Genomic DNA, 25,723 nt, shown 5'->3' on the forward strand with positions numbered 1-25,723 from the left:
GGGCGTCGGCGGGAATCGGCCGCGCGGAACGGCACCGGCCCCGCTCGCCGCGGGAGCGGTGAGCGGGGCCGGAGGGGGGACCTTCGGGGGGGTCCGCCGGGGAAGTCCGCCGCCTCGCCCGCCGCATGTGGGGTGCGGCGGGGTGGGGCGGTGGAGTGGTGCGGTGGGGTGGTGCGTTGTGGTGATGCGGTGGCGTGGAACTACAGCGCGTGCACGTGCGGGCCCACCGCGTTCGACCAGGCGTTGCCCGCGGAGGCGTCCCAGTTGGTCGACCAGGTCATCGCGCCGCGCAGGCCCGGGTAGGCCTTGGCGGGCTTGAACGAGCCGCAGTTGGTGAGCTTGGTCAGGCAGTCGAGGGCGTTGTTCACAATGGTCGGGGAGACGTAGCCGCTGCCCGCGCCGCTGGTGGAGGCGGGGAGGCCGAGGCCGACCTGGGACGCGTCGAGACCGCCCTGGAGCTGGATGCAGGCGAGCGCCGTCAGGAAGTCGACCGAGCCCTGCGAGTAGACCTTGCCGTCGCAGCCGAGCATCGAACCGCTGTTGTAGTACTGCATGTTGACGACGGTGAGGATGTCCTTGATGTTCAGCGCGGTCTGGAAGTACGCGTTCGACGTGGACTGCATGTCGATGGTCTGCGGGGCCATGGTGATGACCAGGGACGAGCCGGCCTTCCCGGACAGCGAGCGCAGCGCCTGGGACATGTAGGTCGCGTTGAGGCCGTTCTCCAGGTCGATGTCCACGCCGTCGAAGCCGTAGGTCTGCATCAGGGAGTAGACGGAGTTGGCGAAGTTCGTGGCCGACGAGGAGTCGTTCACCGAGATGGTGCCGTTCTGGCCGCCGATGGAGATGATGACCTTCTTGCCCGCGGCCTGCTTGGCCTTGACGTCGGCCTTGAACTGGTCGACGGTGTAGCCGCCGAGCCCGGCCGAGTCGAGCGTGAAGCTGACGGCGCCGGGCGTGCTCGTGGCGTCGGCGAACGCGACGGCGATGATGTCGTACTGCGACTGCACGGCGGAGAGCTTCTGCACGGTCGCGCCGTTGTTGAAGTTCTGCCAGTAGCCCGTCACGGCGTGCGCGGGCACGGTGCCGCCGCCCCCGCCGCCGCCCGAGGCGCTCGTCGTCCCGGTGACGGCCGACGACTTCGCGGACTCACCGGCCGAGTTCGTGGCGCTGACCTGGAACGAGTACGACGTCGAGGCGGAGAGCCCGGAGACGGTCGCGGAGGTCCCGGACACCGACTGGACCTTGGAGCCGCCCTGGTAGACGTTGTAGCCGGTCGCGCCCGACACGGTGTTCCAGGCCAGGGAGACCGACGAGGAGGTCGTGCCCGACACGGCGAGGCCCGCGGGGGTCGCCGGGACCGTCGGGGCCGGGTCGCCGCCACCGCCGCCGTCGGGGCCGAACACCGAGAAGTCGTCGGCGAAGTAGGCGGGCTGTCCGTACCAGCCGTGCGTCCAGACCGTCACCGAAGTCGTCGAGGCACCGGTGGTGAAGGTGGTCGAGAGCTGCGTCCAGGTGGTGTTGGGCGTCCAGGTCGACACGTCCGTCGTCCCCGTGCCGCTCGCCCCGAGGTAGGTGTAGGACCCCTGGACCCAGGCGCTCAGCGTGTACGTCGAGTTGGGCTTCACCGCGACGGACTGGGAGCACTGCGCGTAGTCCTGGCCCGCGGGCGTGCCCTTCAGGGCGGCCGAGCCGCCGTGCACCGGTGAGGAGACGGTCGCGCCGCTGCCCGCCGAACAGGTCCAGTTGCTCAGGCCGGACTCGAAGCCGCCGTTCTTGACGTTGTTGACGTCGGCGGCCTGGGCCTGGCCGGCCAGTCCGGTCAGGGAGAGGACGGACGCGATGACGGCGGCGGCGAGGGCTCCCGCCCATCTGCGTCCGGGCATACGGATGACGCGGTCCACTGGGTCCTCCAGGGAGAGGTGGGGGAGGGGAGGGGGAACGGAACGGTGGCCACCGCCGGTGGATACAAGTTGGTCCAGACCAATCTGGTTGTCAAGACCTCCGGCACCCTCAACGCCCTTATGCGAGGGCCGAGTTGTTTTGAGACGGCTCACTCTCCGTTGATCACGCCCGCACCTTCGGTGAGATGATCTCGGAGATTCGGTGTTGAGCGGGCCATGCCGTGGATATGGTGCTGATGCAAGAGGGCGTCACCGTGGCGATCCGTGGCCGTTCGATGAACGGCCATGACGCTCTATGGCGACAAAGGGGCGATCTGAGGCGGTGGTTGACCACCCCGCCGCAGCGAACGGGGTGTGTGCAGCGTGCCGACCGCGATAGCCGTCACCAGTCCCGATCTGGTGCTCCCGCCGCACGACCGGCAGACCCCGCCGGCGGCCGTCCAGCCGCTCGGCACCCTGGAGGACTCCCTCACCGGGATGCACACGCTCATCGAGCAGCACGGGTATGTCATCTCCCTCTACCCGGCCTCCGCCGAGACCGCCGTCACCCGGCGGCTGCACACCGTCCGCTCGGTCCTGGAGAGCGACCGCATCGCGCTGCTCGGCATCGACCTGCCCCCGCTCGGAATCGCCCTGCTGGCACAGCAGTTGCGCCAGCTGTCGGTCTGTGACTTCAGCCCCGGTGTGCTCGCCTCCGCCGCCCGGCTGCTCGCGCACTACATCTACGCCGGCGCCCTGCTCGGCTCGGTCGCCAAGCTCGACCGCGTCCCGGTCTCCCTGAAGTCGCACGCCAAGTCCTGGGTGCCGGGAGCCCAGTTCGCCGTCCTCGCCAATCCGCGTGCCGAGCTGATCAGAGTCGGCCAGGAGGACCTGCCCGGACCGGAGTTCGGGACCCGGCTGCTGTCGGCCGCCGGCCAGCCGCCCTCCGACTGGGTCACCTCCACGCTCGCGCCCGCCTGGCAGGTCCAGGGCGCCGCGACCGTCCCGCTGCCCGAGGAGTCGGTCCGCTGGTGGGGGACGAACCGGCTCGTCGAGTTCGCCGCCGGGCTGTACGACGTCTCGGTCCTCTACCAGCTCGTCTCCTCCGTCCGGCGCGACGAGTGCCGCTGGTGCGGCCTCGAACTCATCGGTGACCGCTGCGGGTTCTGCGCGGCCCCGCTGCCGTCGACACCCTCCGCGCAGGAGCTTCCGGCCACGACCGTACGGGCAGCCTCTCCGGTACGCGCCCTGCCCCGAGGCGCCACCTAGGCCCCTCGGGTCCGCTCCAGCCGCATGCCAGGCACGACCGCACCGGCACGACCGCACAGCGCAACCCGGCACGAACCGCACAGCGCATCAGGCACCACCCGCCCGACCCCGCCGTCCCCGTAGATCGAGGTTGTCCTGAACATGCTGCATCAACCCGGAGGCCAGCTCCCGGATCCCCGGCAGGAACGACAGCCCGGTCCACGTCCCGGTACCGCCCCACGAGGAGAGATTCAGTGAACTCGCGCCAGCGCCGCGGCGTCATCCTGCTGGTCCTCTCGGTCCTGGCCGCCCTGGGCGCCTTCGCCGGAGTCCTCTCGGTGATCCGCGACGTGAACTCCAAGGTCGGCCCGGAGGTGACGGCGTACCGCCTCAAGAGCGACATCGCGCCCTACAAGGAGCTGACGGCCGACCAGTTCGAGAAGATCTCGATGCCCGAGCGGTGGCTGTCGTCCACCGCCGTCACCGACCTCGCCCGGATCCGCGGGAAGATCGCCGTGACCCGGCTGGAGAAGGGCTCCCTGCTGCAGGCCGACATGATCGTGGACAAGCCCCGACTGGCCGCCGGGCAGCAGGAGATCGCCATCATGATCGACGCGTCGACCGGCGTCGCGGGCAAGATCGACCCGGGCTCGCGGGTCAACATCTACGCCACGTTCAAGGCCGAGAACGACAAAGGCAGGGACCAGTCCAAGGTGATCGTCGAGAACGCCCGCGTCATCGACGTCGGCAGGCTCACCGCCCTCGAACCCGACCAGTCCAGCGCCGACCGGCGCAGCAGCGTCTCCCAGGCCGTCCCGATCACCTTCGCGCTCGGCACCGCCGACGCCCAACGCGTCGCGTACGCCGAGTCGTTCGCCGAACACGTCCGGCTCGCCCTGGTCGCCGGCGGCTCCGACACGATCGTGGCGCCCGGCGACCGTACGTACACCCTCGACGAGGACAAGTAGGAGGCCGCGCATGAGGTCCATGCCCACGGGGCGGTGCCCAGGGCCGCGCACGAGGCCGGCCCGGGCGACGCGGCCGGCGCCGGGCCCCCGGGCCGGGACGCGGCGGCGGGGGCGCGGGGTGCCGTCGCCCGCCGCGGCACCGGGCACGGGGACCGCGGCGCGGTACGCGAGCGAGGAGCTTCGCCGATGACCGTCCGTATCCTTCCCGCCGTCGGCGACATCGACTCGGCCCGCGCGCTCACCACCCTGCTGAGCCAGCTCGCCGACACCGAACCCGCCCCGCCCGTACCCGACTCGACAGCCCTCCTCGACACCCTCGCGCGCCTCGCCGCCGAATCCCTCGACGAACTCCCCGAAGTCGTCCTCGTCCACGAACGCATCGGCCCCGTACCGGCGCTGGACCTGATCCGCGACCTCGTGATGCGCTTCCCGGCCGTCGGGGTCGTCCTCATCACCGCCGACACCAGCACCGGCGTCCTCACCGCCGCCATGGACTCCGGCGCCCGCGGCATCGTCGGTCTGCCGCTCGGCTACGACGCCCTCGCCGAACGCGTCCAGGCGGCCGCCGCCTGGTCCGCCGGAATGCGCCGCCACCTGCACAGCGGCGCGCCCGAGCTGTACGCGGGCCCCGGCGGCACCGTCGTCACGGTGACCGGTGCGAAGGGCGGCGTCGGCGCGACCGTCACGGCCGTCCAGCTCGCGCTGGCCGCGAAGGCGTCCGGACACAACGTGGCGCTGGTCGACCTGGACCTCCAGTCCGGGGACGTGGCCTCGTACCTCGATGTGCAGTTCCGCCGGTCGGTGGCCGACCTCGCGGCCATCACCGACATCAACCCGCGCGTCCTCCAGGACGCCGTCTACACCCACGACAGCGGCATCGCCCTCCTGCTCGCGCCCGCGGAGGGCGAACGCGGCGAGGAGGTCACCGACCGGGTGGCCCGCCAGGTCCTCGGCGCGCTGCGCTCCCGTCACGACGTCGTGGTCGTCGACTGCGGCTCCCAGATGAACTCGGCCACCGCCGCGGCCGTGGAGATGGCCGACCGGGCCCTGCTCCTCGTCACCCCGGACGTCATCGCCGTACGCGCCGCCAAACGCATGGTCCGGATGTGGGACCGCCTCCAGATCCGCAAGGCGGAGGAAACCACGACCGTCGTGAACCGCTTCGCCCGCGGTACGGAGATCCAGCCGTCCCTCGTCGAACGCGTCACCGGCACCAAGGTCGCCCGCTCCGCGGTTCCCGCCGCCTTCAAGGAACTCCAGTCGGTCGTCGACGCGGGCCGGCTGCAGGACCTGGACGCCCGCTCGACCGTCAAGCAGGCGCTGTGGTCGCTGGCCGCCGAGCTGGGCCTCGTGGTCCCCCAGGAGGGCGGAGCGGGAGGCAGGCGCCGCAAGGCGTCCCTGTCGGACCGGGGCGCGCTCTCCCTGCGCCGGGGCGGCGACCGCGGAGCGGTCACCCTCGAATTCGCCGGGATGTTCCCGCTGCTCCTGGTCGTCATGACGATCCTGTGGCAGTGCGTGCTGTTCGGGTACTCCTACTCGCTGGCCGGGAACGCGGCCGACGAGGCGGCACGGGCCGCGACCGCCGCCTACGCCGTCAACGGCGACGTCTCCGGCGCCTGCGCCGCCGCCGGGAGTGAGCACCTGCCGGGCTCCTGGAAGGACGCCGGCATCGCCTGCGGCGCGGCGGGCCAGGTCATGACGGCCACCGTGGAGGTCGACGTCCCGCTGTTCTTCCCCGGCTTCGACGCGGGCTTCCATGTGACCGGCGAGGCGGGCGCGGCGCTGGAGGGGGACGACGGATGAGGACGCACCCGACGACGGCATCCGGCGGAAGGGGGCGTGCCGGTACACCACATGCCCGTCGCTCACGTTCGGATCGAGCAACGCCTCACGCCACACCGACGTCTGACCCAGCGGCGACGGACGGATGTACCGGCACGCCCCCGACCCACCACACGACCGCACCCGCACCCGCACCCGTACCCGTGCGACGGCTCCGGGGCGACCGTGGTGTCTCCATCCTGGAGTTCGTCGGGTTCCTGCCGATCCTGTTGCTCATCGGGATGGCGGCGATCCAGCTCGGGCTCATCGGGTACGGCGTCAACCAGGCCGGTTCCGGGGCGCGGGCCGCGGCGCGCGTCGCCTCGCAGGAGGGCGGCCCCGGGGCGGGCGTGGCGGCGGGACGGGCCGCCGTGAGCGGATGGCTCGACCCGGAGGTCTCGCCCGTGCGGGGAGCCGAGACCACCACCGCCACGGTCCAGGTCCACGTCCCCGGCGTCATCCCCCTCTTCGGCGGCTACGACATCACCCGCCGCGCCACCATGCCCACCGACGACTGACCGGGAGGAGCCGACACCATGAGCCTGCGTTCCCGCATCGCCACCCCCGACGAGGGGGGACCGGACCGTGAGGACGGACACCTCGTCGCCGTCTACCGCGCCAAACTGCTCGAGGAGATCGACCTCGCCGAGATGTCCAGCCTGGCGGCGGCCGAACGCCGGGTCCGTCTCGAACGCGTCCTCGGCCACATCATCAGCCGCGAGGGCCCGGTCCTCTCCACCGCCGAACGCTCCCAGCTCATCCGCCGGGTCGTCGACGAGGCACTGGGACTCGGCGTCCTCGAACCGCTCCTCGCCGACGCGTCCATCACCGAGATCATGGTCAACGGCCCCGACTCGATCTTCGTCGAGCGGGCCGGCCGCGTCGAACAGCTCCCGCTGCGCTTCGCCTCCGACGAGCAGCTCATGCAGACCATCGAACGCATCGTCTCGACGGTCAACCGCCGCGTGGACGAGTCCAATCCGATGGTCGACGCCCGCCTGCCCACCGGCGAGCGCGTCAACGTCATCATCCCGCCGCTCGCCCTCACCGGCCCCACCCTCACGATCCGCCGCTTCCCCCGCGCCTACACGCTCTCCGAGCTGATCGGGCTGGGCTCCCTGGACGAGCAGACGCTCATGCTCCTCGCCGCCTTCGTCCGGGCCCGCTTCAACGTCATCGTCAGCGGCGGCACCGGCAGCGGCAAGACCACCCTGCTCAACGCGCTCTCCGGTCTGATCCCCTCCCACGAGCGCATCATCACGATCGAGGACTCCGCCGAGCTCCAGCTCCAGCAGGAACACGTCATCCGCCTCGAATCACGCCCCCCGAACGTGGAGGGCAAGGGCCAGATCACCATCCGCGACCTGGTCCGCAACTCGCTGCGCATGCGCCCCGACCGCATCATCGTCGGCGAGGTCCGCGGCGGCGAGACCCTGGACATGCTCCAGGCCATGTCGACCGGCCACGACGGCTCCCTCGCCACCGTCCACGCGAACTCCGCCGAGGACGCCCTCATGCGCCTGCAGACCCTCGGCTCGATGTCCGAGGTCCAGATCCCCTTCGAGGCCCTCAAGGACCAGATCAACTCCGCCGTCGACGTCGTCGTCCAGCTCTCCCGGCACGCCGACGGCTCCCGCAAGGTCACGGAGGTCGCGCTGCTCGTCTCGCACGGCCGCGAACAGTTCCGCGTCACCCCCGTCACCCGCTTCGTGCCCCGCCCGGTCGGCCCCGACCGTGTCGTGCGGGGCCACTTCGAGCACCTTCCGCTCCCACGCCCGGTCGCGGAGAAGCTGTACGTCGCCAACGAGCCGCTGCCGCCCGCCTTCGGGGTCGCCGAGGCCATCGACGGGCGCAACACGAGGCAGGCGATCGGATGACACCCCTCGACCCGAAGTCCCCCGTCGTCACCCTCGCCCCCGTGGCTGCCGGTGCCGTGCCCCTGGCCACCGGTCCCGCCTCCGCCGGCCGCCCGGCCCCGGTGCGGCCCTCCTCCGCGCGGCCCACCCCCGCGCCCCCCACCTCCGAAGGGAGGCAGCCGTGAACGACCCCGCACTCCTCGCCCTCGGCGGGACGCTCCTCTGCGGCACGTTCGCCGTCGCGGGCGTGCACACCTACGCCTCGGGCCGCGCCCAGCGACGCGACCTCCTCGACCGCCTCTCCGGCGGCGGCCTGCCCGCCACGGCGGGCGGCAGGGCACGCCGGTTCGCGGGCGTGGACCGCAGGCTGCGCCGCACCCGGCTCGGCCGCACGATCCACCTGCGCCTGACCGCCACGGGACTCGATCTCACGGCGGGGGAGTTCTTCACCTACGTCACCGCCGTGGTCGTCGCGCTGTGGCTGATCGCGGCCGCGACCCTGGCCCCCTTCTTCGGCCCGATCGCGGCCCTCCTCGGCGCCTGGAGCGCGGGCATCTTCCTCAACTGGCAGCGCCAGAAACGCATCGAGGCGTTCATCAACCAACTCCCCGACGTGGCACGCCTGCTGGCGAACGCGACGGCCGCCGGCCTCGCCCTGCGCACCGCGCTCGCGATGGCCGCGGAGGAGCTGGAGGCCCCGGCGGGCGAGGAACTGGCCAATGTGGCGGACCAGTTGATGCTGGGCCGCACGATCGACGACGCCCTAGGGGAACTCTCGGAGCGGCTGCCCTCCCGCGAGCTGATCGTCCTCGTCACCACCCTCGTCCTGGCCAACAAGGCCGGCGGCTCCGTCGTCAGCTCCCTGCGCAACCTCACCCAGACCCTGGAGGACCGCAAGGAGACCCGCCGCGAGGTCCGCACGATGCTCTCCGAGGTCAACGCGACCGCCTTCACGGTCCCCTTCCTCGGCATCGGCTCGCTGGTGCTGATCAACTCCTCGAACGAGGGAGCCCTCGCCCGCGTCACCGGCTCCCCTCTCGGCCAGGGCCTCGTCCTGCTCTCCCTCGGCCTCTACACCGTGGGCTTCTTCGTCATCCGCCGGCTCGGCAAGATCGAAGTGTGAGGGAGGGATCACCATGCTGCCGCTGCTGCTCGCCGCCCTGATGGGCGTGGCCGTCTGGGGCGTCCTCCTGGGCGTCCGGATGATCCGCTCCGAGGTCAAACTCCCCAGCGACCTCCAGCTCGCCCTGGAGGTCGGCGGCAGCCGCGTCTCGGTCGCGGACTCGGCCGTCGACCGCCTCGGCATGCGCTTCGCGCCGACCGTCCTGCGGCTGATGGGCCCCCGGCGCGTGGACGCCAAACGCCGGCGCATCGACATGGCCGGCAACCCCGGCGGTCTGACCCTGAACCGCTACGCCGCCCGCCGCGCGGTGTACGGGGTCTTCGGCGTCGTCCTCGGTCTGGTCTTCCTCTCCAACGGCCAGCTCCTCTTCGCCGTGCTCACGTTCGCCTTCGGGATCGTCGCCGCGGACGCCCTCATCTGGCAGGCCGTCCGGGAGCGCAAGGAGGTCATCGACCGCACCCTGCCCGACTTCCTCGACGTCCTCGCCGTCGTCGTCTCCGCGGGCCTCGGCTTCCGGCAGGCCCTGGACCGGGTCGCGGAGAAGTACGAGGGACCCTGGGCGGACGAACTGCGCATCACCCTGCGCCAGATGGACATGGGCGTCAGCCGCCGCCAGGCCTTCGACGAACTGCGCAGGCGCAACTCCTCCGAGCAGGTCGCGCAGTTCGTGTCGGCACTCCAGCAGGGCGAGGAACTCGGCTCCCCGATCGCCGAGACCCTGATCCAGCTCGCCACCGACATGCGCCGCACCGACGCCCAGAACGCCCGCCGCCGCGCCGCCAAGACCATTCCCAAGGCCACGATGGTCACCCTGGTGTTCATGCTCCCGGCGACGATGATCCTCATCGCGACGGGCATGTTCCTGGGCTCGGGCACCGACTTCGGCTCGATCCTGGGGCGCTGATGAAGAGCCTGCCGAGGGGCCGGGGCCACGCGGTCCGCGCACACGTGCGCCGCTCCCTCGACGCCACGAGAAGCCGCGTGCACCGGTCCCTGCACCGCACGCGAAGCCACGTCCGCCGGTCCCTCCGGCTCGCGCGGACCCACGAACAGCGGGGTACCGGATACCTCGCGGACGACGCCCCCGCGCCCGGCGGCATCCGCCTCCAGCTCAACGCCCTCCAGGCACTGTGCCGTCAGGCCTTCGCCGTCCGCCTCGCGGCCATCGTGGTCGGCGCGCCCTTCGCGATGACGAACGCCACGGGAGGCCTCCTGCGCTACGCGGTCCTCGCCGCCGCCGTCCTCGGGGTCATGGGCTCCTACGCCATGCTCCGGGACTGGGACCGCTTCGGCCCCCGCCTCCTCGCGCACCCGACCCTGATGGGCCTCGACCTCACCTTCGGCGCGGTCCTGCTCCTCACCGCGTCCCCGGCCTCGCCGCTCGCCTACGCCACGGTCTGCACCCCGCTCCTGTCGGGCCTGCTCTACGGCTGGCGCGGCGCCGGCGTCTTCACCGGATTCCAGCTCATCGTGCTGCTCACGGTGTTCCGGGCCTGGGAGCACCGGCCCGGGGCGGGCTCCAACACCCTGCTCATCGCGGGCTTCTGCATAGGCGCCGGCATCATCGGCGTCACGCTGCGCAATCTGCTGTTCCGCTTCGGCACGGCGGGCCAGGCCCTGGCCGAGGCGACCAGCAGGCTCGCCGTCGCGGAGGCCGTGGAGTCCGAACGGGCCCGCCTGGCACGGGAGATGCACGACTCCGTGGCCAAGACGCTGTACGGACTCGCGCTGGCCGCGGAGGCCCTGGCCGCCTCCTCGGACGACGCCGACCCGGGGGCACTCAAACGCCAGGCGACCGTCGTGGCGGACGCGGCGCGCCTCGCCGCGGCCGAGTCCCGCACCCTCCTGACGGACCTGCGACGGCACAGCGACCTGACCGACCCCGACATCGATCTGCTCCGTGAACTGGGCGTCCTGACGGCCGGCTTCGAGGCACGCACCGGCCTCGCGCCGGTCGTGCGGCACCGGGGCGCGCCGCCGGTCCTGCCCAGCAGCGCCGCCCACCACGTCCTCGCGATCGTGTCCGAGGCCCTGGAGAACGCCCACCGGCACGCGGGTGCGAACGTGGTCACGGTCGAACTCGACGTTTCCGCAAACGAGTTCGCGCTTCTCGTCCGCGACGACGGTGTCGGTCTCCCGGCTCCGGCGACTCCCGCCATGCTCACCGCCTGGACGAGATCCGGCCATTTCGGCCTGCTCGGCATGACGGAACGGGCCGCGTGCGTCGGCGGCGTCATCGGGCTGGACCGCTCCCTCGACGGGGGCACCGAGGTCCGGCTGACCCTCCCGCTCCACACGGCCGCCCTTCCCGCTCCCCCCACTTCCCAAGAGGAGGCCGCACATGCCTGACCAGGCATCTTTCGGTCCGTCCCTGCGTGTCCTCGTGGCCGACGACAACCCGGTCGTACGGGCCGGCCTGACCGCGCTGCTCGACGCACATCCCGACATCGCGGTCGTCGCGGCGGCGCGGGACGGCGCCGAGGCGCTGGCCCATGCCGCCCTGTTCACCCCGGACGTGGTCCTCCTCGACGTCCGGATGCCCGGCACGGACGGCCTCACCGCGCTGCCCGGGCTGTGCGCGATCGCCCCCGTGATGATGCTGACGTACAGCCGTGAACCCGAGGTCGTGGCGGAAGCCCTGCGCAAGGGCGCGTCCGGCTACCTCGTCCATGGCGAGTTCACGGCGGCCGAACTGATCACCGCCGTGCGCGAGGTGCGCCACGGGCGCCCCACTGTCCCGGAATCACTCGGAGGTTCGTACCAACCGCACCCATTCTCTTCGCACCTGCAATCAGCTGTGGCACAGTCTTCGGGGGCTCGGCCCTTACCGGCGGCGGGACTTCACCGCCATGCCGTCCATCAGTCCGAGTTCGGCCTGAGTTCGAGGGAGGTGGAGGTGATGGACCTCATCGCGGCGGGCATGAGCAACCGTCAGATCGCCGCCACCTGCTTCATCGCGGAGAAGACCGTGAAGAACCACATCAATCGCATCTTCGCGAAGCTGCAGAGTTCCTCGCGGAGCGAAGCGATCGCCCACTGGCTGGGCACGGCGCACGAGGGGTGGAGCCGATGACTCCGTCCCGCGTTCCCCACCAGCGAAGTTGGGCCCCTGGGCCCACTCGCGGTAGGCGACTTCTCACGTACGGTGCTCGGGTCGTTAGTGGCGTCGGCAGGGAGGGCAGTCCTGATGAACAGGTTCACCGCATGGACCCGAACGGTGATCGCCCGCACACGGGGCGCCCACCGGGACGCGGGAGCGGGATTCGTGGAGTACGCGGGCCTGATGATCATCATCGCGGGGATCTTCACGTTGATCGACCAGATCGGCCTGGACGGCCTGATCTCCGGTGCGATCCGGAACGCGGTCACTCAGGTCACCGGAGGCTGACCCTTGCGACCCGCTGCGATCGCGGGCAGACCCTCCCCATCTACATCTGGCTGACGGGGATTCTGCTCTTCGCCGCGTTCGCCTTCTTCGCCTTCGCCCAAGCAGCGTCCGCCCGGAATGGAGCTCAATCCGCGGCGGACGCTGCGGCGTTGGCGGCCGCGCAGGACTCCCGCGACGAACTCGTACAGGGGCTGACGGGAGCCATCGGTACGGACGACGACTGGCTGGACTGGCTCGACGGCGACAAGTTCGAGGGCGTCGGGGCCTCGGCCGCCGCCGGCCGGCTGGCCGCCGAGAACGACTCGGACCTGCAGGGCGGGGCTCAGCCCACCGTCGTGAACGGATTCCCCGGCTATCGCGTGGCGATCGAGACCCGGTACACGGTCGGCAAGTCGATCATCCCGGGCACGGAGAGCCGTCATGCCACGGCGCACGCGACAGCGGTCATCGAGCCGCGCTGCACCTTTGCCGCCGACGCGGACCCCAAGAAGCCCGTGCGGCTGGATTGCGCCGGGCGCTCTGTGGACATCGATCCCGAAGATTTCCATTCGGACGACCTTCCCGACGCGTCCGTGCTGTTCTCAGTGCATCTGGCCGAGTGAGAGGAAGCCGTACCGATGGATCTCCGGCACACCATGAAGGGCCGCAGGGTCATGGCCGCGGTGGCGATCAGTACCGGATTGCTCCTCACGGTGTCCGGATGCGGCGGGGGAGACGACGCCGACAAGCCGAAGGCCGTCTCCTCGTCCTCCCAGTCGGACAAGGGAGGCGGTGACGGCGCCAAACAGTCGTCGCCGACGGCGAATGAAAACCAGGTGCTGGCCGAGGTCAAAGGCGGAGACGTGACACTCACGATCACCTCGGCCGTGCGGGACCAGGGTGGATTCGTGACCGTCAGCGGAACGGTGACCAACAACGGTGGGCAGTTCTGGGTCGCCGCGAACTGGCGCGGGGACGAACGCGAGTTGAGCCGGAACGGTGCCTCGATGGCCGGGGCCGCCCTGACCGACAGCAAGGGCAAGAAGAAGTACCTGGTCCTGCGGGACACCCAGGGCCGGTGCCTGTGCACCAAGTTCGACGGCGGCGGCGTCGAAGCCGGTCAGTCGGCCGACTGGTTCGCCCAGTTCCCCGCACCCCCCTCCGGAACCTCCGCCGTCGACTTCCAGGTCGGCTCCATGCCACCCGCCTCCATCGAGATCTCCGAGGGCTGACCCATGGCCCTCCCGCCCCGTTCCGCTGCGACCACGTTCACGGCTCTCGTCGTGCTGATCACCCTCGGTCTGCCGGGGCCCGCGTTCGCCGACGACAGTGACCCCAGTGCCCCGCCCGGCAGCGTCACCACCTCCCCGCCCCCCGACGTCGACGCCAACAGTCCGGGGCTCAAGCTCGCCGACGGCGCGACCCTCGCGCCCGCCAAGGTGCTGGACATCAAGTCGGTCGTGGAGGACCTGGGCGGCGAGGAGCGCCGGGAGGACACCAACGCCGACGTGACGTTCGCGCTCCAGGCGGAGGTCCTGTTCCCCAAGGACAGCTCGAAGCTCAACCCGGACTCCCAGGCCCGTATCCAGGCGATCGCCGACGAGATCAAGGCCCAGCACGCGACGACCGTCCGCGTCTTCGGGTTCACGGACAACCTCGGCTCGTACGCGCACGGCCTGACCCTGTCCAAGAAGCGCGCGGAGGAGGTGCACGACCGGCTGGCCGCCGCGCTCGGTTCTGCGGACGCGGACATCACCTTCGTGGTGCGCGGCTACAGCGAGGACTACCCGATCGCGGACAACACCTCGGAACAGGGCCGCCGCAAGAACCGCCGGGTGGAGGTGACCTTCCCGAGGGGCGCCGCCGACGGGAACAGCGCCTGACGCGCGCGTCACCTTCTCCCGCGCCCGGCCTCCTGGCAGCATGCCCCCGACGAACGGGTCGCGCACGAGGTCGATGGAGTCCGCCATGAGGAAGATCGTGTTGATGTCGTCGGTGTCCCTGGACGGATACATCGAGGGCCCGAACCGCGAGATCGACTGGCACCGGGTCGACGCCGAACTGCACCAGCACTTCAACGACCTGGTCAGAGGCTTCGGCGCCCTGATGTCCGGACGGGTGACCTACGAACTGATGGCCTCCTACTGGCCGACCGCCGACAAGGACCCGGACATCAGCCCGGAGATGGCCGAGTTCGCCGGGATCTGGCGGAACATCCCCAAGGTGGTGTTCTCGCGGACCCTCGAACGCGGCACCGGGCACACGACGGTCGTCCGGGAGGTCGTGCCCGAGGAGATCATGGCGCTCAAGGCGCAGGAGGGCGGCGACCTCGCGCTCAGCGGCGCCGACCTCGCCGCGGAGTTCCTGCGGCTGCGCCTCGTCGACGAGATCCGGCTGTACGTGCACCCCGTCCTCATCGGGGCCGGCAAGCCGCTCTTCCCCGAGTCCGAGGCCCCGACCGACCTCCGCCTCGTCGAGACACGGACCTTCGGCAACGGCGTCACCCTCCTGCGCTACGAGCGCGACACCGCCGCGGAGACGGGCGATGCCGGCGGGACGGCCGGGACAGCCGGTGCGCAGGGCGCGTAAAACCGTTGTCGTGACGGGCGGCCCGGGTAGGAAGACGCCATGACGTCACTCGGTGTTGTCTTCCGGCCCCAACTGCCCCCCGAGCGGCTGCGTGCCCTGGCGCGCGAGGCGGAGGAGGCGGGGCTCGAGGAGCTGTGGCTGTGGGAGGACTGCTTCCTCGAAGGCGGCATCTCCGCCGCCGCGGCGGCGCTCGCCTGGACCGAGCGCCTGCGGGTGGGAGTGGGACTGCTGCCCGTCCCGCTGCGGAACGTCGCCGTCACGGCGATGGAGGCCGCCACCCTGCACCGGCTGTTCCCCGGGCGGGCCGTGCTCGCGGTCGGCCACGGCGTCCAGGACTGGATGGGACAGGTCGGGGCGCGGGCCGAGTCGCCCGTGACGCTGCTGCGCGAGCATCTCGACGCGCTGCGCGCCCTGTTGCGCGGCGAGCGCGTGACGACCGAGGGGCGGTACGTGAGACTCGACGGAGTCGCCCTCGACTGGCCGCCCGCGCAGGTGCCCGAGGTCCTCACCGGCGCCACCGGACCCCGTACGCTCCGCCTCGCCGGTGAGGCCGCCGACGGTACGGTCCTCACCGCCTCGACCACCGTCGACGGGGTACGGCGGGCCCGCCGGCTCATCGACGAGGGACGGCGGGCGGCCGGCCGGACGGAGGGTCACCACCGGGTCGTCGTCTATCTGCTCGCCGCCACCGGGGACGGTGCCGCCGCCCGGCTGCGCGCCGGGATCGAGGCCGACGGCGACAGCGCCGTCCCGGGGCTCGGGGTCGCGGGCGACGCGGACACCGTCGCCGCGGCCGTCCGGCGTCTCATGGACGCCGGCGCCGACACGGTGGTCCTCCAGCCCACCGCCGACGAGCCGGACCCCGAAGCCTTCGTCCGCTTCGCCGCGGAACAGGTGCGCCCGCTCGTCCCCTAGTCCGCGGGCTTCCGGTCCGCGGGCTCCCGGTCCGTGGGCTCCCGGTCCGTGGGCCCTTGGTCCGTGGGCCCTTGGTCCGGGTCGTGATCCACGCCCGGCCGGGCAGATTGACCGAAAACCTCCCCATGAAGGCCGCTCGGCGTGAGATGTCCTTCCGGAGGGCGGACGATGGACCGGACGCGCGGCGTGCCGTGTGCGGAAGATCTGCACGGGGTTTCCACATCGTTACCGATCGGCTGTCGCCAGAGATGTTTGGCTGACGTAAGTTCAGACCAAGGTAATTCGCGTCAGCAAAGCTGCGCGTGTGGCACCGCGCAGAGGAGGGGGCTGCGCGGTGCTGCCCTGCCCGGTGACGTGGGGTCAGGCGCGGCGGACCGTGATCCGAACGCCGCGCCGCACGCCCCAGCGCTCCATCGACCCGGCCTCCGCCTCCAGGACCTGCCGGGCCCGCGGTCGCGGCAGCCCCAGCCGGCCCGGACGCATCGTGCGTACCGCCATGACCCGCGACGAGCGGTCCAGATAGGCGACGTCGATGGTGAACCGCATTCCCAGGGTGTGCACCGAGTTCGCCGGTGCGAGCAGCAGCGCGCCCTCGATCCCCGAGCGCCCGAGCAGTCCCCGTCGCCGGGCGCGCGCCGTGGTGGCGAGCTCCAGGGGTACCGGCTCGGGCGTCCCGCCCGGCGTGTCCGTCGTGAACGTGGCCATGGGCGCGACGGTAGCGGGCGGGTCAAGCGGGGGGCGCCACGCCGATCACTCGCGCGGAGTACGGGGCGGCGCGGCGGTGCCGGGCCCCGGAGGCGGGTGCGGACCCATTGGATCTCCGCCGATCCGTCACGATTCCCTTTGAATCAACCATGATTCGGCCATGATCACACCCGGAATCGATGGTTCCACGCTCATCACGGCGTCGCCGGACGACTCCGGAGAGTAGTTGTGGCACGCGGATGCACGCAGCATCACTTACGAAGGGTTATGGTGGAAACCCCCCCTCGGGCCGGTCCGTCTCCCCCCCACGGACCGGCCCGTTTTTTGTGCCCGCGACGGCCCGCCCGGCGGGCGCCCCCGTGCGCCCCTCCGGCCGGGCCGCCGCGCGCGGCGGGGAATCCGGTGACTCAGCGGCGCTGCGCCCAGATGTTCGTGCCCCGGGTCGACACCGCGAACGTGTCGATCTCCTTCAGCTCCTCCCCCGTGAGCGGCGGCGCCGCCAGCGCCTCCAGGTTCTCCTCGAGCTGGCGCACGCTGGACGCGCCGATGAGGGCGGAGGTCATCCGCTGGTCGCGCAGCACCCAGGTGATCGCGAGCTGGGCGAGCGACTGGCCGCGCCGGGCCGCGATGTCGTTGAGCCCGTTCAGCCTGCGCACGACCTCGTCGCTCAGCAGGTCCGGGTCCAGCGACTTGCCCTGGGTGGCGCGCGAGCCCTCCGGGATGCCCTGGAGGTACTTGCCCGTCAGCAGGCCCTGCGCGAGCGGCGCGAAGGAGATGCAGCCCATGCCGGCCGCCTCCAGCGTGTCGAGCAGGCCGTCGTCCTCGGTCCAGCGGTTGAGCATCGAGTACGAGGGCTGGTGGATGAGCGGACGGACGCCCATCCCGGTCAGGATCCGGGCCGCCTCCGCCGTCTGCTCGCTGCTGTACGAGGACACGCCGACGTACAGCGCCTTGCCCTGCTGGACGGCGGACGCGAGCGCGCCCATCGTCTCCTCCAGCGGGGTGTCCGGGTCGAAGCGGTGCGAGTAGAAGATGTCGACGTAGTCCAGGCCCATCCGCTCCAGCGACTGGTCCAGCGAGGCCAGCAGGTACTTGCGGCTGCCCCACTCGCCGTACGGGCCGGGCCACATGTCGTAGCCCGCCTTGGTCGAGATGACCAGTTCGTCCCGGTACGGCGCGAAGTCCTCCTTCAGCAGCCTGCCGAAGTTCAGCTCCGCCGAGCCGGGCGGCGGCCCGTAGTTGTTGGCGAGGTCGAAGTGGGTGACGCCGAGGTCGAAGGCGCGGCGCAGGATCGCGCGCTGGGAGGCCAGGGAACGGTCGTCGCCGAAGTTGTGCCACAGGCCGAGTGAGACCGCGGGCAGTTTGAGCCCGCTGCGGCCCGTACGCCGGTATTCCATCGAGTCGTACCGCTCCGTCGCGGCACGGTACAGAGTGGGGTCGTTCATGGGGACGAACCTATGCCAGGGCGCACAGGACCCGTGCCAGGGCGCACGGGCCCCTCGGCAGGCCTCGCGTTTCGCAGGGGTAGGCTTCGCCCCGGGGGACCGCCATATGGACATCGACTGTGCTCGGGCGCGGCTGTCCGATCCGCACGGAGGGGCTGACAACACGTGACCTTGCGCGACAACCTGCGCCGTCTGCTGGTCAGGTTCTATGCACGCAGGGTGGAAGGCCACCTCGACCACGACCAGGTGCCCAAGCACATCGGGGTCATCATGGACGGCAACCGCCGCTGGGCGAAGGCCGCCGGGTCGACCACCGCCCAGGGACACCGGGCCGGAGCGGACAAGATCGAGGAGTTCCTCGGCTGGTGCTCCGAGACCGATGTCGAGGTCGTCACCCTGTGGCTGCTGTCCACCGACAACTTCGACCGCCCGCAGGAGGAGCTCGGTCCGCTCCTCGGCATCATCGAGGGCGTCGTCCGCACGCTGGCCGCCGACGGCCGCTGGCGTGTGCACCACGTCGGGACGCGGGACATCCTGCCCTCCCCGATGCAGTCGGCGCTCAAGGAGGCCGAGGAGGCCACCGCGCACGTCGAGGGCATAGTCGTGAACGTTGCCATCGGTTACGGCGGCCGCCAGGAGATCGCGGACGCCGTGCGCTCGATGATCCTCGACGCCGCCGACAAGGGGACCTCGATGGAGGACCTCGCGGACCGCGTTGACGTCGACCTCATCGGCAAGCACCTCTACACCGGTGCCCAGCCCGATCCCGACCTGGTGATCCGCACCAGCGGCGAGCAGCGGCTGTCCGGATTCATGCTCTGGCAGACCGCCCACTCCGAGTACTACTTCTGCGAAGTCTTCTGGCCGGCCTTCCGCAAGGTCGACTTCCTGCGCGCCCTGCGCGACTACGCGGCGCGACACCGCCGTTACGGAGGCTGAAACCCGGGGTGTCCCGCGTACCCGTGGACACCCGGGAGGGACACCCGTCACCAGGAGTTAACGAACGCGCCGTCATGTGCCCTGGCATGGCTTGGCTCGTTCGAGGGCATAAGCCTTGCAGGTCGACGCCCGAACCACGGGTGTCGTATCTCAGCGGACGGCACGGGGCCGTCCGCCCGGGAGGCCCTTTGCACCAGCCCGATCGTGCGGTCAGCACGGACGAAGCGGAGGGCCGGTTTTCGGCCCGTGCATCGGTGCCGCGAACCGGTCCAGATCTCCTTCGTCGCTCCCCGACCTCATCCGAGGGGGTACGTCCTTCCGTGGTGACCAGCACAAAGCGCCGCAAGCCAGACCGGCGCACCTATGTTCTCGACACCAGCGTCCTGCTGGCCGACCCGAATGCCCTGAGCCGCTTCGACGAGCACGAGGTCGTGCTTCCGATCGTCGTGGTCACGGAGTTGGAGGCCAAGCGGCACCATCCCGAACTCGGGTACTTCGCCCGGCAGGCCCTGCGCCTGCTCGACGAGTTCCGGGTCCGGCACGGCCGCCTCGACTCCCCGATCCCCGTCGGGGACCTCGGCGGGACGGTACGCGTCGAGCTCAATCACTCGGACCCCAGTGTCCTGCCCAGCGGGTACCGCCTGGGGGACAACGACTCCCGCATCCTCGCGGTCGCCCGCAACCTGCAGGCCGAGGGATACGACGTCACCGTCGTCTCGAAGGACCTGCCGCTCAGGATCAAGGCGTCCTCCGTGGGTCTCCTCGCCGAGGAGTACCGGGCGGAGCTCGCCATCACGGGCTCGTCCGGCTGGACCGGAATGTCCGAACTGGCCCTGTCCGGCGAGCAGGTGGACGTCCTCTTCGAGGAGGGGCACGCCTACGTCCCCGAAGCGGCCGGCCTGCCCGTGCACACGGGGCTGACGATCCAGTCGGAGCGCGGCAAGGCCCTCGGCCGTGTCACCGCCGAGGGCAACGTCCGTCTCGTGCGCGGCGATCGTGAGGCGTTCGGCATCAAGGGCCGCAGTGCCGAGCAGCGCATCGCGCTCGATCTGCTGCTCGACCCGGACGTCGGGATCGTGTCGATGGGCGGCCGGGCCGGCACCGGCAAGTCCGCGCTCGCGCTGTGCGCGGGCCTGGAGGCCGTCCTCGAACGCCGCCAGCACCAGAAGGTGATGGTCTTCCGGCCGCTGTACGCGGTGGGCGGGCAGGAGCTCGGCTATCTGCCCGGCTCCGAGTCCGAGAAGATGAGCCCCTGGGCCCAGGCGGTCTTCGACACGCTCTCCGCGGTCACCAGCCGCGAGGTCATCGAGGAGGTCACCGCGCGCGGCATGCTGGAGGTCCTGCCGCTCACGCACATCCGCGGCCGCTCGCTCCACGACGCGTTCGTGATCGTGGACGAGGCCCAGTCCCTGGAACGGAACGTCCTGTTGACCGTTCTGTCCCGTATCGGCGCCAATTCACGGGTCGTTCTGACCCATGACGTGGCACAAAGGGACAATCTGCGCGTCGGGCGCTACGACGGAGTGGTCGCCGTCGTCGAGAAGTTGAAGGGCCATCCGCTCTTCGCGCACGTCACGCTGAATCGTTCCGAGAGGTCCCAGATTGCGGCACTCGTGACCGAAATGCTGGAGGACGGGCAGGTCTGATCCCGGCTGTCCCCCCTGGTCAAAGGGTGGTGGATACACGCTGGTTGGCGCCGTCCGGCAAAGGCGAAGAGCCTAGCCGGGCGGCGTCTTGCTGCGCTGGTGTTTCCGTGAAACAGCCGTGGCAAACGGGGTGTGAGCTTTCACACGCGACGCGGAATTGCCGCGCGGCGCCGGGGAACGGCTAGAGTCTCACTCCTGTCAGGCCCCGCATACGACACACCTGTACCCCCAGCGGTACGGAACACCGGAACCTCAGAACTCCATAGAGCCGTCGTATGCCGCCCGCGCACCACGCGGCGCTCCCCGAGCGGGAGTTGCCCACCGGGCCCGTGTCTCCCCGTGACCCCGCAGTTGGGAGGCCAGCGCCGAGGGGCACGATTGCGTCCGCGAGGGTCACCTAAACGGGCGATGCTGGAAGGAAACCGTGTGAGCCGGATTTCGGTCCGGGGATTCGCAGTGGCTTCGGCCACCGCGGTCACCGCTGTCGGAAGCGTGGTCGGAGTTGCCTCGGGCAGCGTCGCCCAGCCCTCGAACGATGCCGAGGCGACGGCGAGCGACTCGACTCTCCTCGCAGACATACCTGCGGGCCAGCAGGCCCAGGTGCAGACCGCGTCCCTGACGCAGCAGGCCGACGCCCAGGCCATCGCCGCCGACGCGAGCGCCAAGAAGGACGCGGAGGCAGCCGCCCGCAAGCAGGCGGCCGACGACGCTGTCGCGAAGCAGAAGGCTGCGGCGAAGGCCGAGAAGGAAGCCAAGGAGCGCAAGGAAGCCGCGGAGGCGGCCAGCCGCTCCGCGACGCGTGACGCGTCCAGCTTCTCCGTCCAGTCCTCGTACACCGTCGCCCAGATCCAGGCGATGGCGGCTCAGATGGTGCCGAGCGGTCAGTTCCAGTGCTTCAGCAACATCGTGAACCACGAGTCGAGCTGGAACTACAGGGCCGTCAACGCCTCCTCGGGTGCCTACGGTCTCTTCCAGGCCCTGCCCGGCTCCAAGATGTCGTCCGTCGGCTCCGACTGGCAGACGAACCCGGCCACGCAGATCAAGTGGGGCCTCAACTACATGAACAGCCGGTACGGCAGCCCGTGCGACGCCTGGTCGTTCTGGCAGGCCAACCACTGGTACTGAGTCAGGCGCCGTACGCCGGCGACTCAACCCTGCGAAGCCCCTCCCCGTCCTAGGGGGAGGGGCTTCGGCCATGTACGGTCGGAGCCGACGACTCCAGGGGGGAGTGGTGGGGAGCAGCGGGGGAAGAGGACGCATCATGTCGCGTGTACCAGGATGGCTCGGCCGGATCAGTGCTGGACTCGCCGAGCTCGGCGAACGGCTGGACGAACGCCGGGCCGAGGTCGAGCTGGAGTCGCGGGGCCCGCTCGACGGCGAGGACGGCCTCGACAGGTCCGCGCCTCGCGACGAACCCGGCATCCTCCCGCGGGCGCACGGGACTTCCGGAGACGCCCCGGCGGCGGACGCCGAGGCCTCCGCCCTCCCGGTCCAGCGCCCCTCCGAGGAGAAGGCCGCGCCGCCCGCCTACACGCAGCCGCACCGCCCCGACCCCGCCCTCGCCGTGCCGTGGGGAGTGCGCGTCGCCGCCGAGGCCGGCTGGCGGCTGCTCATCCTGGCGGGCACGGTCTGGGTGCTGATGCGGGTCATCAGCGCCGTCCAGCTCGTCGTGCTGGCCTTCGTGGCCGCGCTGCTCATCACCGCGCTGCTCCAGCCCACGGTGGGCCGGCTGACGCGTCACGGAGTGCCGCGCGGGCTCGCCACCGCGCTCACCGCGATCCTCGGCTTCGTCATCATGGGGCTGGTCGGCTGGTTCGTGGTGTGGCAGGTCCAGGAGAACATCGACAACCTCTCCAACCAGATCCAGGACGGCATCGACGAGTTGCGCAAGTGGCTCCTCAAGGGCCCGTTCCATGTGACCGACAAGCAGATCAACGAGATCGCCAAGAACCTCCGCGAGGCGATCGGCGCGAACACGGACCAGATCACGTCGGCGGGTCTGCAGGGCGTGACGGTGATCGTCGAGGCCCTCACGGGCATCCTGCTCACGATGTTCTCGACCCTCTTCCTGCTCTACGACGGCAAGCGGATCTGGGAGTGGTCGCTCAAGCTCGTCCCGGCCGCCGCCCGGCCCGGGGTCGCGGGCGCGGGCCCGCGCGCGTGGCGCACGCTCACCGCCTACGTCCGCGGCACGGTGATCGTCGCCCTGATCGACGCGATCTTCATCGGCCTGGGCATCTACATCCTCAAGGTCCCCATGGCCGTGCCGCTCGCCGTCTTCATCTTCCTCGGCGCGTTCATCCCGCTGGTGGGCGCGGTGATCTCGGGGGCGCTGGCCGTGGTGGTCGCGCTGGTGACCCAGGGCGTCTTCGCCGCCGTCATGACGCTCGTCGTGGTCCTCGCCGTCCAGCAGATCGAGGGGCACATCCTGCAGCCCTTCATCCTGGGCCGCGCGGTCCGCGTCCATCCCCTGGCCGTGGTCCTGTCGGTGGCGGCCGGCGGGATGATCGCCGGCATCGGCGGAGCGGTCGTCGCGGTCCCGCTGGTGGCGGTGACCAACACGGTGGTCGTGTACCTGCGTTCGTACGCCGGTGAGGCGGAACTGCGGCACACGCCCGAGCCGCGCGGCGCCACGGCGGTGGACGCGTCCCCGGCCCACCGGCCGAGCTCCTAGCGGTCCCGGACGAACGCACGGGGCCCCGCCCACCGTGACGGTGGGCGGGGCCCCGTGCTTGCTCCGCGTGTCTCCGTGTGCCGAGGACTAGTCGGCGAGGTGCGCCTCGGCGTCCAGCGTGGCGGCGACGGCCTGGAGCACGGCCGCGATCTTGAACGCCTCCTGGATCGTCTCCCGGTCGACGCCCGCCTTGCGGAGCACCTGCTCGTGGGAGTCGAGGCACTGCCCGCAGCCGTTGATCGCGGAGACGGCGAGCGACCACAGCTCGAAGTCGACCTTCTCCACGCCCGGGTTGCCGATGACGTTCATCCGCAGACCGGCGCGCATCGTCCCGTACTCCGGGTCCGACAGAAGGTGCCGCGTCCGGTAGAAGACGTTGTTCATCGCCATGATCGCGGCGGCCGACTTGGCGGCGGTGTACGCCTCCGGCGAGAGCTGTGCCTTCGCCTCGGGCTCCAGCTCGCGCAGCACCTGCGGGGACCGCGAGGCGATGGCGCAGGCCAGCACCGTGCCCCAGAGCTGCTGCTGCGGGAGGTCACTGTTGCCGATCACCGAACCGAGGTTCAGGCGAAGGTCCTTGGCGTAGTCCGGTATGGCGGACTTCAGTTCGTCGAGGGCCATGGAAGGTCACTCACCGGCCAGCAGGGCGACCGGGTCGAGGGTGTTCTCGCCCTTGGTCCAGTTGCACGGGCAGAGCTCGTCCGTCTGGAGGGCGTCCAGGACCCGCAGGACCTCCTTGGGGTTACGGCCGACGGAGCCGGCGGTCACCATGGAGAACTGGATCTCGTTGTTCTGGTCGACGATGAAGACGGCACGCTTGGCGAAGCCGTCCTCGCCCTCGATGCCGAGGTCGCGCATGAGCTCGTGCTTCGAGTCGGCCATCATCGGGAAGGGCAGGTCACGCAGGTCGTCGTGGTCCTTGCGCCAGGCGTGGTGCACGAACTCGGAGTCGCCGGAGAAGCCCAGCACCTGCGCGTCACGGTCGGCGAACTCGTCGTTCAGCTTGCCGAAGGCCGCGATCTCGGTGGGGCACACGAAGGTGAAGTCCTTGGGCCACGCGAAGACGATCTTCCACTTGCCCTCGTAGGTCTTGTGGTCGATCTGCTCGAACTCCTTGCCCTTCTCCAGCGAGACACAGGCGGTCAGGTCGAACGTGGGGAACTGGTCACCGACAGTGAGCACGAACTCTCCTTGCAGCAAGGGACGGCCCTTTTTGGGGGCATTTCCCTAGGGGGGTGGACGGGCTCGATCGTGGCACAGGCAGTATTGATTCGGGAAATAGCTACACTTGGTCGTGTTGATCGACTGCGGCTATCAGTGACGCCCGGTGAACCGACCCGGAAGGACGCGTACGGCCATGGCGAGCCCCACCGGCAGAGCGGGCGGCAAGGGCGGCGGGCGGCGCAGCCCCAGCCTCGCGCAGCTCCGCGCCTTCACCGCCGTCGCCGAGCATCTGCACTTCCGGGACGCGGCCGCCGCGATCGGCATGAGCCAGCCGGCGCTGTCCGGTGCCGTCTCCTCGCTGGAGGAGACCCTCGGGGTGACCCTCCTGGAGCGTACGACCCGCAAGGTGCTCCTGTCGCCCGCCGGTGAGCGCCTGGCCGTGCGCGCCAAGGCCGTGCTGGCCGAGGTCGGCGCGCTGATGGAGGAGGCGGAGGCGGTACGGGCGCCGTTCACCGGGGCGCTGCGCCTCGGGGTCATCCCCACCGTCGCGCCCTACCTCCTGCCGACCGTCCTGCGTCTCGTCCACGAGCGCTACCCCGACCTCGACCTCCAGGTGCACGAGGAACAGACGGCCAGTCTGCTGGAGGGCCTGACCGTCGGCCGGCTCGACCTGCTGCTGCTCGCGGTCCCCCTCGGCGTCCCCGGCGTCGTCGAACTCCCCTTGTTCGACGAGGACTTCGTGCTGGTGACCCCGCTCGGCCACCCGCTCGGCGGACAGCGGGGCATTCCGCGCGAGGCGCTGCGGGAACTGCGGCTGCTGCTGCTCGACGAGGGTCACTGCCTGCGCGACCAGGCCCTGGACATCTGCCGCGAGGCCGGGCGCGCGGACGCCCCCGTGACCACCACGGCCGCCGGCCTGTCGACCCTCGTCCAGCTCGTCGCGGGGGGTCTCGGGGTGACCCTGCTGCCGCGCACCGCGGTCAGGGTGGAGACGACGCGCAGCGATCAGCTCCTCACCGGGTCCTTCGCGGACCCGGCGCCCACCCGGCGGATCGCTCTCGCGATGCGGACGGGTGCCGCGCGGAGCACGGAGTACCGGGAACTGGCGGAGGCCCTGCGCGAGGCCCTGCGTCCCCTGCCCGTACGGGTGTTGGGCGCGGACGCCTGAACTGCCGTACAGAGTCGGTCAATCGGACGACCGATGAAGTCCCGTGGCAGCCGGGATATTTCAACTTCCGTCAGGTAGTGCGACTCCCGTAGGGATATCCGCCCCGGCTGATACACATACTCCCTCAGGGTGATTCGTCAGGCATCTGTGCGAAGTGCCGGAAGTTCCAAGGGGAGTGATGTCGGGCATTCGGGATTCCCTTGGCAGGGTTG

General features: G+C 70.8%; 25 protein-coding genes. 20 read left to right on the top strand and 5 right to left on the bottom strand.

Annotated elements, in window-relative coordinates; all coding sequences use genetic code 11:
- Window positions 1-200: 200 nt before the first annotated feature.
- The gene (locus tag ACFYYF_RS07715) at window positions 201-1,886 is read right to left on the bottom strand and encodes a chitinase (protein WP_388772450.1); all 1,686 of its coding nucleotides are present in this window, start codon (window positions 1,884-1,886) and stop codon (window positions 201-203) included.
- A 381-nt stretch (window positions 1,887-2,267) separates the two neighbouring features.
- Here ACFYYF_RS07715 and ACFYYF_RS07720 point away from each other — a divergent pair, with 381 nt between their 5' ends.
- From ACFYYF_RS07720 to ACFYYF_RS07790, 15 genes are all read left to right on the top strand, one after another.
- The gene (locus ACFYYF_RS07720; protein WP_361685908.1) at window positions 2,268-3,152 is read left to right on the top strand and encodes a hypothetical protein; all 885 of its coding nucleotides are present in this window, start codon (window positions 2,268-2,270) and stop codon (window positions 3,150-3,152) included.
- Between the two features lie 233 nt (window positions 3,153-3,385).
- The gene (gene cpaB, locus ACFYYF_RS07725) at window positions 3,386-4,099 is read left to right on the top strand and encodes a Flp pilus assembly protein CpaB (RefSeq protein WP_361685910.1); all 714 of its coding nucleotides are present in this window, start codon (window positions 3,386-3,388) and stop codon (window positions 4,097-4,099) included.
- Window positions 4,100-4,285: 186 nt separating this feature from the next.
- On the top strand, window positions 4,286-5,902 hold the full coding sequence (locus tag ACFYYF_RS07730) for a CpaE family protein (protein WP_388772452.1): 1,617 nt from the start codon (window positions 4,286-4,288) through the stop codon (window positions 5,900-5,902).
- Window positions 5,903-6,084: 182 nt separating this feature from the next.
- Window positions 6,085-6,438 carry a TadE/TadG family type IV pilus assembly protein gene (locus tag ACFYYF_RS07735; RefSeq protein WP_388772455.1) on the top strand — a complete coding sequence of 118 codons (354 nt, stop codon included), beginning with the start codon at window positions 6,085-6,087 and terminating at the stop codon, window positions 6,436-6,438.
- Between the two features lie 18 nt (window positions 6,439-6,456).
- Complete coding sequence (locus ACFYYF_RS07740) at window positions 6,457-7,797, top strand: CpaF family protein (protein WP_361685914.1); 1,341 nt, start codon at window positions 6,457-6,459, stop codon at window positions 7,795-7,797.
- A gap of 160 nt (window positions 7,798-7,957) precedes the next feature.
- Window positions 7,958-8,899, top strand: a complete 942-nt coding sequence (locus ACFYYF_RS07745) for a type II secretion system F family protein (RefSeq protein WP_388772457.1) — start codon at window positions 7,958-7,960, stop codon at window positions 8,897-8,899.
- A gap of 13 nt (window positions 8,900-8,912) precedes the next feature.
- Window positions 8,913-9,803 carry a DUF5936 domain-containing protein gene (locus ACFYYF_RS07750; RefSeq protein ID WP_388772459.1) on the top strand — a complete coding sequence of 297 codons (891 nt, stop codon included), beginning with the start codon at window positions 8,913-8,915 and terminating at the stop codon, window positions 9,801-9,803.
- Window positions 9,803-11,248, top strand: coding sequence for a sensor histidine kinase (locus ACFYYF_RS07755; protein ID WP_388772461.1), 1,446 nt, complete (start codon window positions 9,803-9,805; stop codon window positions 11,246-11,248). The genes ACFYYF_RS07750 and ACFYYF_RS07755 overlap by 1 nt, the downstream gene beginning before the upstream one ends.
- Window positions 11,241-11,972: a response regulator gene (locus tag ACFYYF_RS07760; protein ID WP_388772464.1), complete on the top strand. Its 732-nt coding sequence runs from the start codon at window positions 11,241-11,243 to the stop codon at window positions 11,970-11,972. Before ACFYYF_RS07755 ends, ACFYYF_RS07760 begins: the two co-directional genes overlap by 8 nt.
- 114 nt (window positions 11,973-12,086) lie before the next feature.
- A complete protein-coding gene (locus ACFYYF_RS07765; protein WP_388772466.1) occupies window positions 12,087-12,287 on the top strand; it encodes a hypothetical protein in 201 nt (66 codons plus the stop codon).
- Window positions 12,284-12,889: a pilus assembly protein TadG-related protein gene (locus ACFYYF_RS07770; RefSeq protein ID WP_388772982.1), complete on the top strand. Its 606-nt coding sequence runs from the start codon at window positions 12,284-12,286 to the stop codon at window positions 12,887-12,889. The genes ACFYYF_RS07765 and ACFYYF_RS07770 overlap by 4 nt, the downstream gene beginning before the upstream one ends.
- Before the next feature lie 15 nt (window positions 12,890-12,904).
- Window positions 12,905-13,498, top strand: a complete 594-nt coding sequence (locus ACFYYF_RS07775; protein WP_388772469.1) for a hypothetical protein — start codon at window positions 12,905-12,907, stop codon at window positions 13,496-13,498.
- Between the two features lie 3 nt (window positions 13,499-13,501).
- A complete protein-coding gene (locus ACFYYF_RS07780; protein ID WP_361685928.1) occupies window positions 13,502-14,149 on the top strand; it encodes an OmpA family protein in 648 nt (215 codons plus the stop codon).
- An 85-nt stretch (window positions 14,150-14,234) separates the two neighbouring features.
- Window positions 14,235-14,855 (top strand): dihydrofolate reductase family protein, encoded by a 621-nt coding sequence (locus ACFYYF_RS07785; RefSeq protein ID WP_388772471.1) that lies wholly within the window; start codon window positions 14,235-14,237, stop codon window positions 14,853-14,855.
- A gap of 39 nt (window positions 14,856-14,894) precedes the next feature.
- The gene (locus tag ACFYYF_RS07790; RefSeq protein ID WP_388772474.1) at window positions 14,895-15,770 is read left to right on the top strand and encodes an LLM class flavin-dependent oxidoreductase; all 876 of its coding nucleotides are present in this window, start codon (window positions 14,895-14,897) and stop codon (window positions 15,768-15,770) included.
- Window positions 15,771-16,130: 360 nt separating this feature from the next.
- Here the strand turns inward: ACFYYF_RS07790 and ACFYYF_RS07795 are convergent, their stop codons facing one another.
- Together ACFYYF_RS07795 and mgrA are read right to left on the bottom strand one after the other, a co-directional pair.
- Window positions 16,131-16,475, bottom strand: coding sequence for a DUF192 domain-containing protein (locus ACFYYF_RS07795; protein ID WP_388772476.1), 345 nt, complete (start codon window positions 16,473-16,475; stop codon window positions 16,131-16,133).
- 407 nt (window positions 16,476-16,882) lie between these two features.
- Window positions 16,883-17,920, bottom strand: coding sequence for an L-glyceraldehyde 3-phosphate reductase (gene mgrA, locus ACFYYF_RS07800; RefSeq protein ID WP_388772479.1), 1,038 nt, complete (start codon window positions 17,918-17,920; stop codon window positions 16,883-16,885).
- Between the two features lie 165 nt (window positions 17,921-18,085).
- Here mgrA and ACFYYF_RS07805 point away from each other — a divergent pair, with 165 nt between their 5' ends.
- From ACFYYF_RS07805 to ACFYYF_RS07820, 4 genes are all read left to right on the top strand, one after another.
- A complete protein-coding gene (locus ACFYYF_RS07805; protein ID WP_326785763.1) occupies window positions 18,086-18,859 on the top strand; it encodes an isoprenyl transferase in 774 nt (257 codons plus the stop codon).
- Between the two features lie 320 nt (window positions 18,860-19,179).
- Window positions 19,180-20,505 (top strand): PhoH family protein, encoded by a 1,326-nt coding sequence (locus ACFYYF_RS07810; RefSeq protein WP_365480222.1) that lies wholly within the window; start codon window positions 19,180-19,182, stop codon window positions 20,503-20,505.
- A gap of 408 nt (window positions 20,506-20,913) precedes the next feature.
- Window positions 20,914-21,630 (top strand): transglycosylase SLT domain-containing protein, encoded by a 717-nt coding sequence (locus ACFYYF_RS07815; RefSeq protein ID WP_361685942.1) that lies wholly within the window; start codon window positions 20,914-20,916, stop codon window positions 21,628-21,630.
- Window positions 21,631-21,766: 136 nt separating this feature from the next.
- Window positions 21,767-23,179: an AI-2E family transporter gene (locus ACFYYF_RS07820; protein ID WP_388772482.1), complete on the top strand. Its 1,413-nt coding sequence runs from the start codon at window positions 21,767-21,769 to the stop codon at window positions 23,177-23,179.
- Between the two features lie 87 nt (window positions 23,180-23,266).
- Here ACFYYF_RS07820 and ACFYYF_RS07825 read toward each other — a convergent pair whose 3' ends face one another.
- Together ACFYYF_RS07825 and ACFYYF_RS07830 are read right to left on the bottom strand one after the other, a co-directional pair.
- On the bottom strand, window positions 23,267-23,800 hold the full coding sequence (locus ACFYYF_RS07825) for an alkyl hydroperoxide reductase (protein WP_361685946.1): 534 nt from the start codon (window positions 23,798-23,800) through the stop codon (window positions 23,267-23,269).
- Window positions 23,801-23,806: 6 nt separating this feature from the next.
- Window positions 23,807-24,361: a peroxiredoxin gene (locus ACFYYF_RS07830; RefSeq protein ID WP_361685948.1), complete on the bottom strand. Its 555-nt coding sequence runs from the start codon at window positions 24,359-24,361 to the stop codon at window positions 23,807-23,809.
- Window positions 24,362-24,536: 175 nt separating this feature from the next.
- On the opposite strand from ACFYYF_RS07830, the gene ACFYYF_RS07835 reads away from it, so the two are divergent.
- A complete protein-coding gene (locus tag ACFYYF_RS07835; protein ID WP_361685950.1) occupies window positions 24,537-25,511 on the top strand; it encodes a LysR substrate-binding domain-containing protein in 975 nt (324 codons plus the stop codon).
- The last annotated feature ends 212 nt before the right edge of the window (window positions 25,512-25,723 follow it).

The organism is Streptomyces sp. NPDC001914 (assembly GCF_042891215.1).
In the GTDB taxonomy this organism is placed as follows: domain Bacteria; phylum Actinomycetota; class Actinomycetes; order Streptomycetales; family Streptomycetaceae; genus Streptomyces.

Bases quoted from the DNA above. Each gene is read 5' to 3' on its own strand.
- ACFYYF_RS07760 (WP_388772464.1), top strand. From the start codon at position 11,241: ATGCCTGACCAGGCATCTTTCGGTCCGTCCCTGCGTGTCCTCGTGGCC.
- ACFYYF_RS07815 (WP_361685942.1), top strand. From the start codon at position 20,914: ATGCTGGAAGGAAACCGTGTGAGCCGGATTTCGGTCCGGGGATTCGCA.
- ACFYYF_RS07780 (WP_361685928.1), top strand. From the start codon at position 13,502: ATGGCCCTCCCGCCCCGTTCCGCTGCGACCACGTTCACGGCTCTCGTC.
- ACFYYF_RS07715 (WP_388772450.1), bottom strand. From the start codon at position 1,886: ATGCCCGGACGCAGATGGGCGGGAGCCCTCGCCGCCGCCGTCATCGCG.
- ACFYYF_RS07790 (WP_388772474.1), top strand. From the start codon at position 14,895: ATGACGTCACTCGGTGTTGTCTTCCGGCCCCAACTGCCCCCCGAGCGG.
- ACFYYF_RS07750 (WP_388772459.1), top strand. From the start codon at position 8,913: ATGCTGCCGCTGCTGCTCGCCGCCCTGATGGGCGTGGCCGTCTGGGGC.
- ACFYYF_RS07820 (WP_388772482.1), top strand. From the start codon at position 21,767: ATGTCGCGTGTACCAGGATGGCTCGGCCGGATCAGTGCTGGACTCGCC.
- ACFYYF_RS07825 (WP_361685946.1), bottom strand. From the start codon at position 23,800: ATGGCCCTCGACGAACTGAAGTCCGCCATACCGGACTACGCCAAGGAC.
- mgrA (WP_388772479.1), bottom strand. From the start codon at position 17,920: ATGAACGACCCCACTCTGTACCGTGCCGCGACGGAGCGGTACGACTCG.
- ACFYYF_RS07740 (WP_361685914.1), top strand. From the start codon at position 6,457: ATGAGCCTGCGTTCCCGCATCGCCACCCCCGACGAGGGGGGACCGGAC.
- ACFYYF_RS07785 (WP_388772471.1), top strand. From the start codon at position 14,235: ATGAGGAAGATCGTGTTGATGTCGTCGGTGTCCCTGGACGGATACATC.
- ACFYYF_RS07730 (WP_388772452.1), top strand. From the start codon at position 4,286: ATGACCGTCCGTATCCTTCCCGCCGTCGGCGACATCGACTCGGCCCGC.
- ACFYYF_RS07835 (WP_361685950.1), top strand. From the start codon at position 24,537: ATGGCGAGCCCCACCGGCAGAGCGGGCGGCAAGGGCGGCGGGCGGCGC.
- ACFYYF_RS07795 (WP_388772476.1), bottom strand. From the start codon at position 16,475: ATGGCCACGTTCACGACGGACACGCCGGGCGGGACGCCCGAGCCGGTA.
- ACFYYF_RS07755 (WP_388772461.1), top strand. From the start codon at position 9,803: ATGAAGAGCCTGCCGAGGGGCCGGGGCCACGCGGTCCGCGCACACGTG.
- ACFYYF_RS07775 (WP_388772469.1), top strand. From the start codon at position 12,905: ATGGATCTCCGGCACACCATGAAGGGCCGCAGGGTCATGGCCGCGGTG.
- ACFYYF_RS07765 (WP_388772466.1), top strand. From the start codon at position 12,087: ATGAACAGGTTCACCGCATGGACCCGAACGGTGATCGCCCGCACACGG.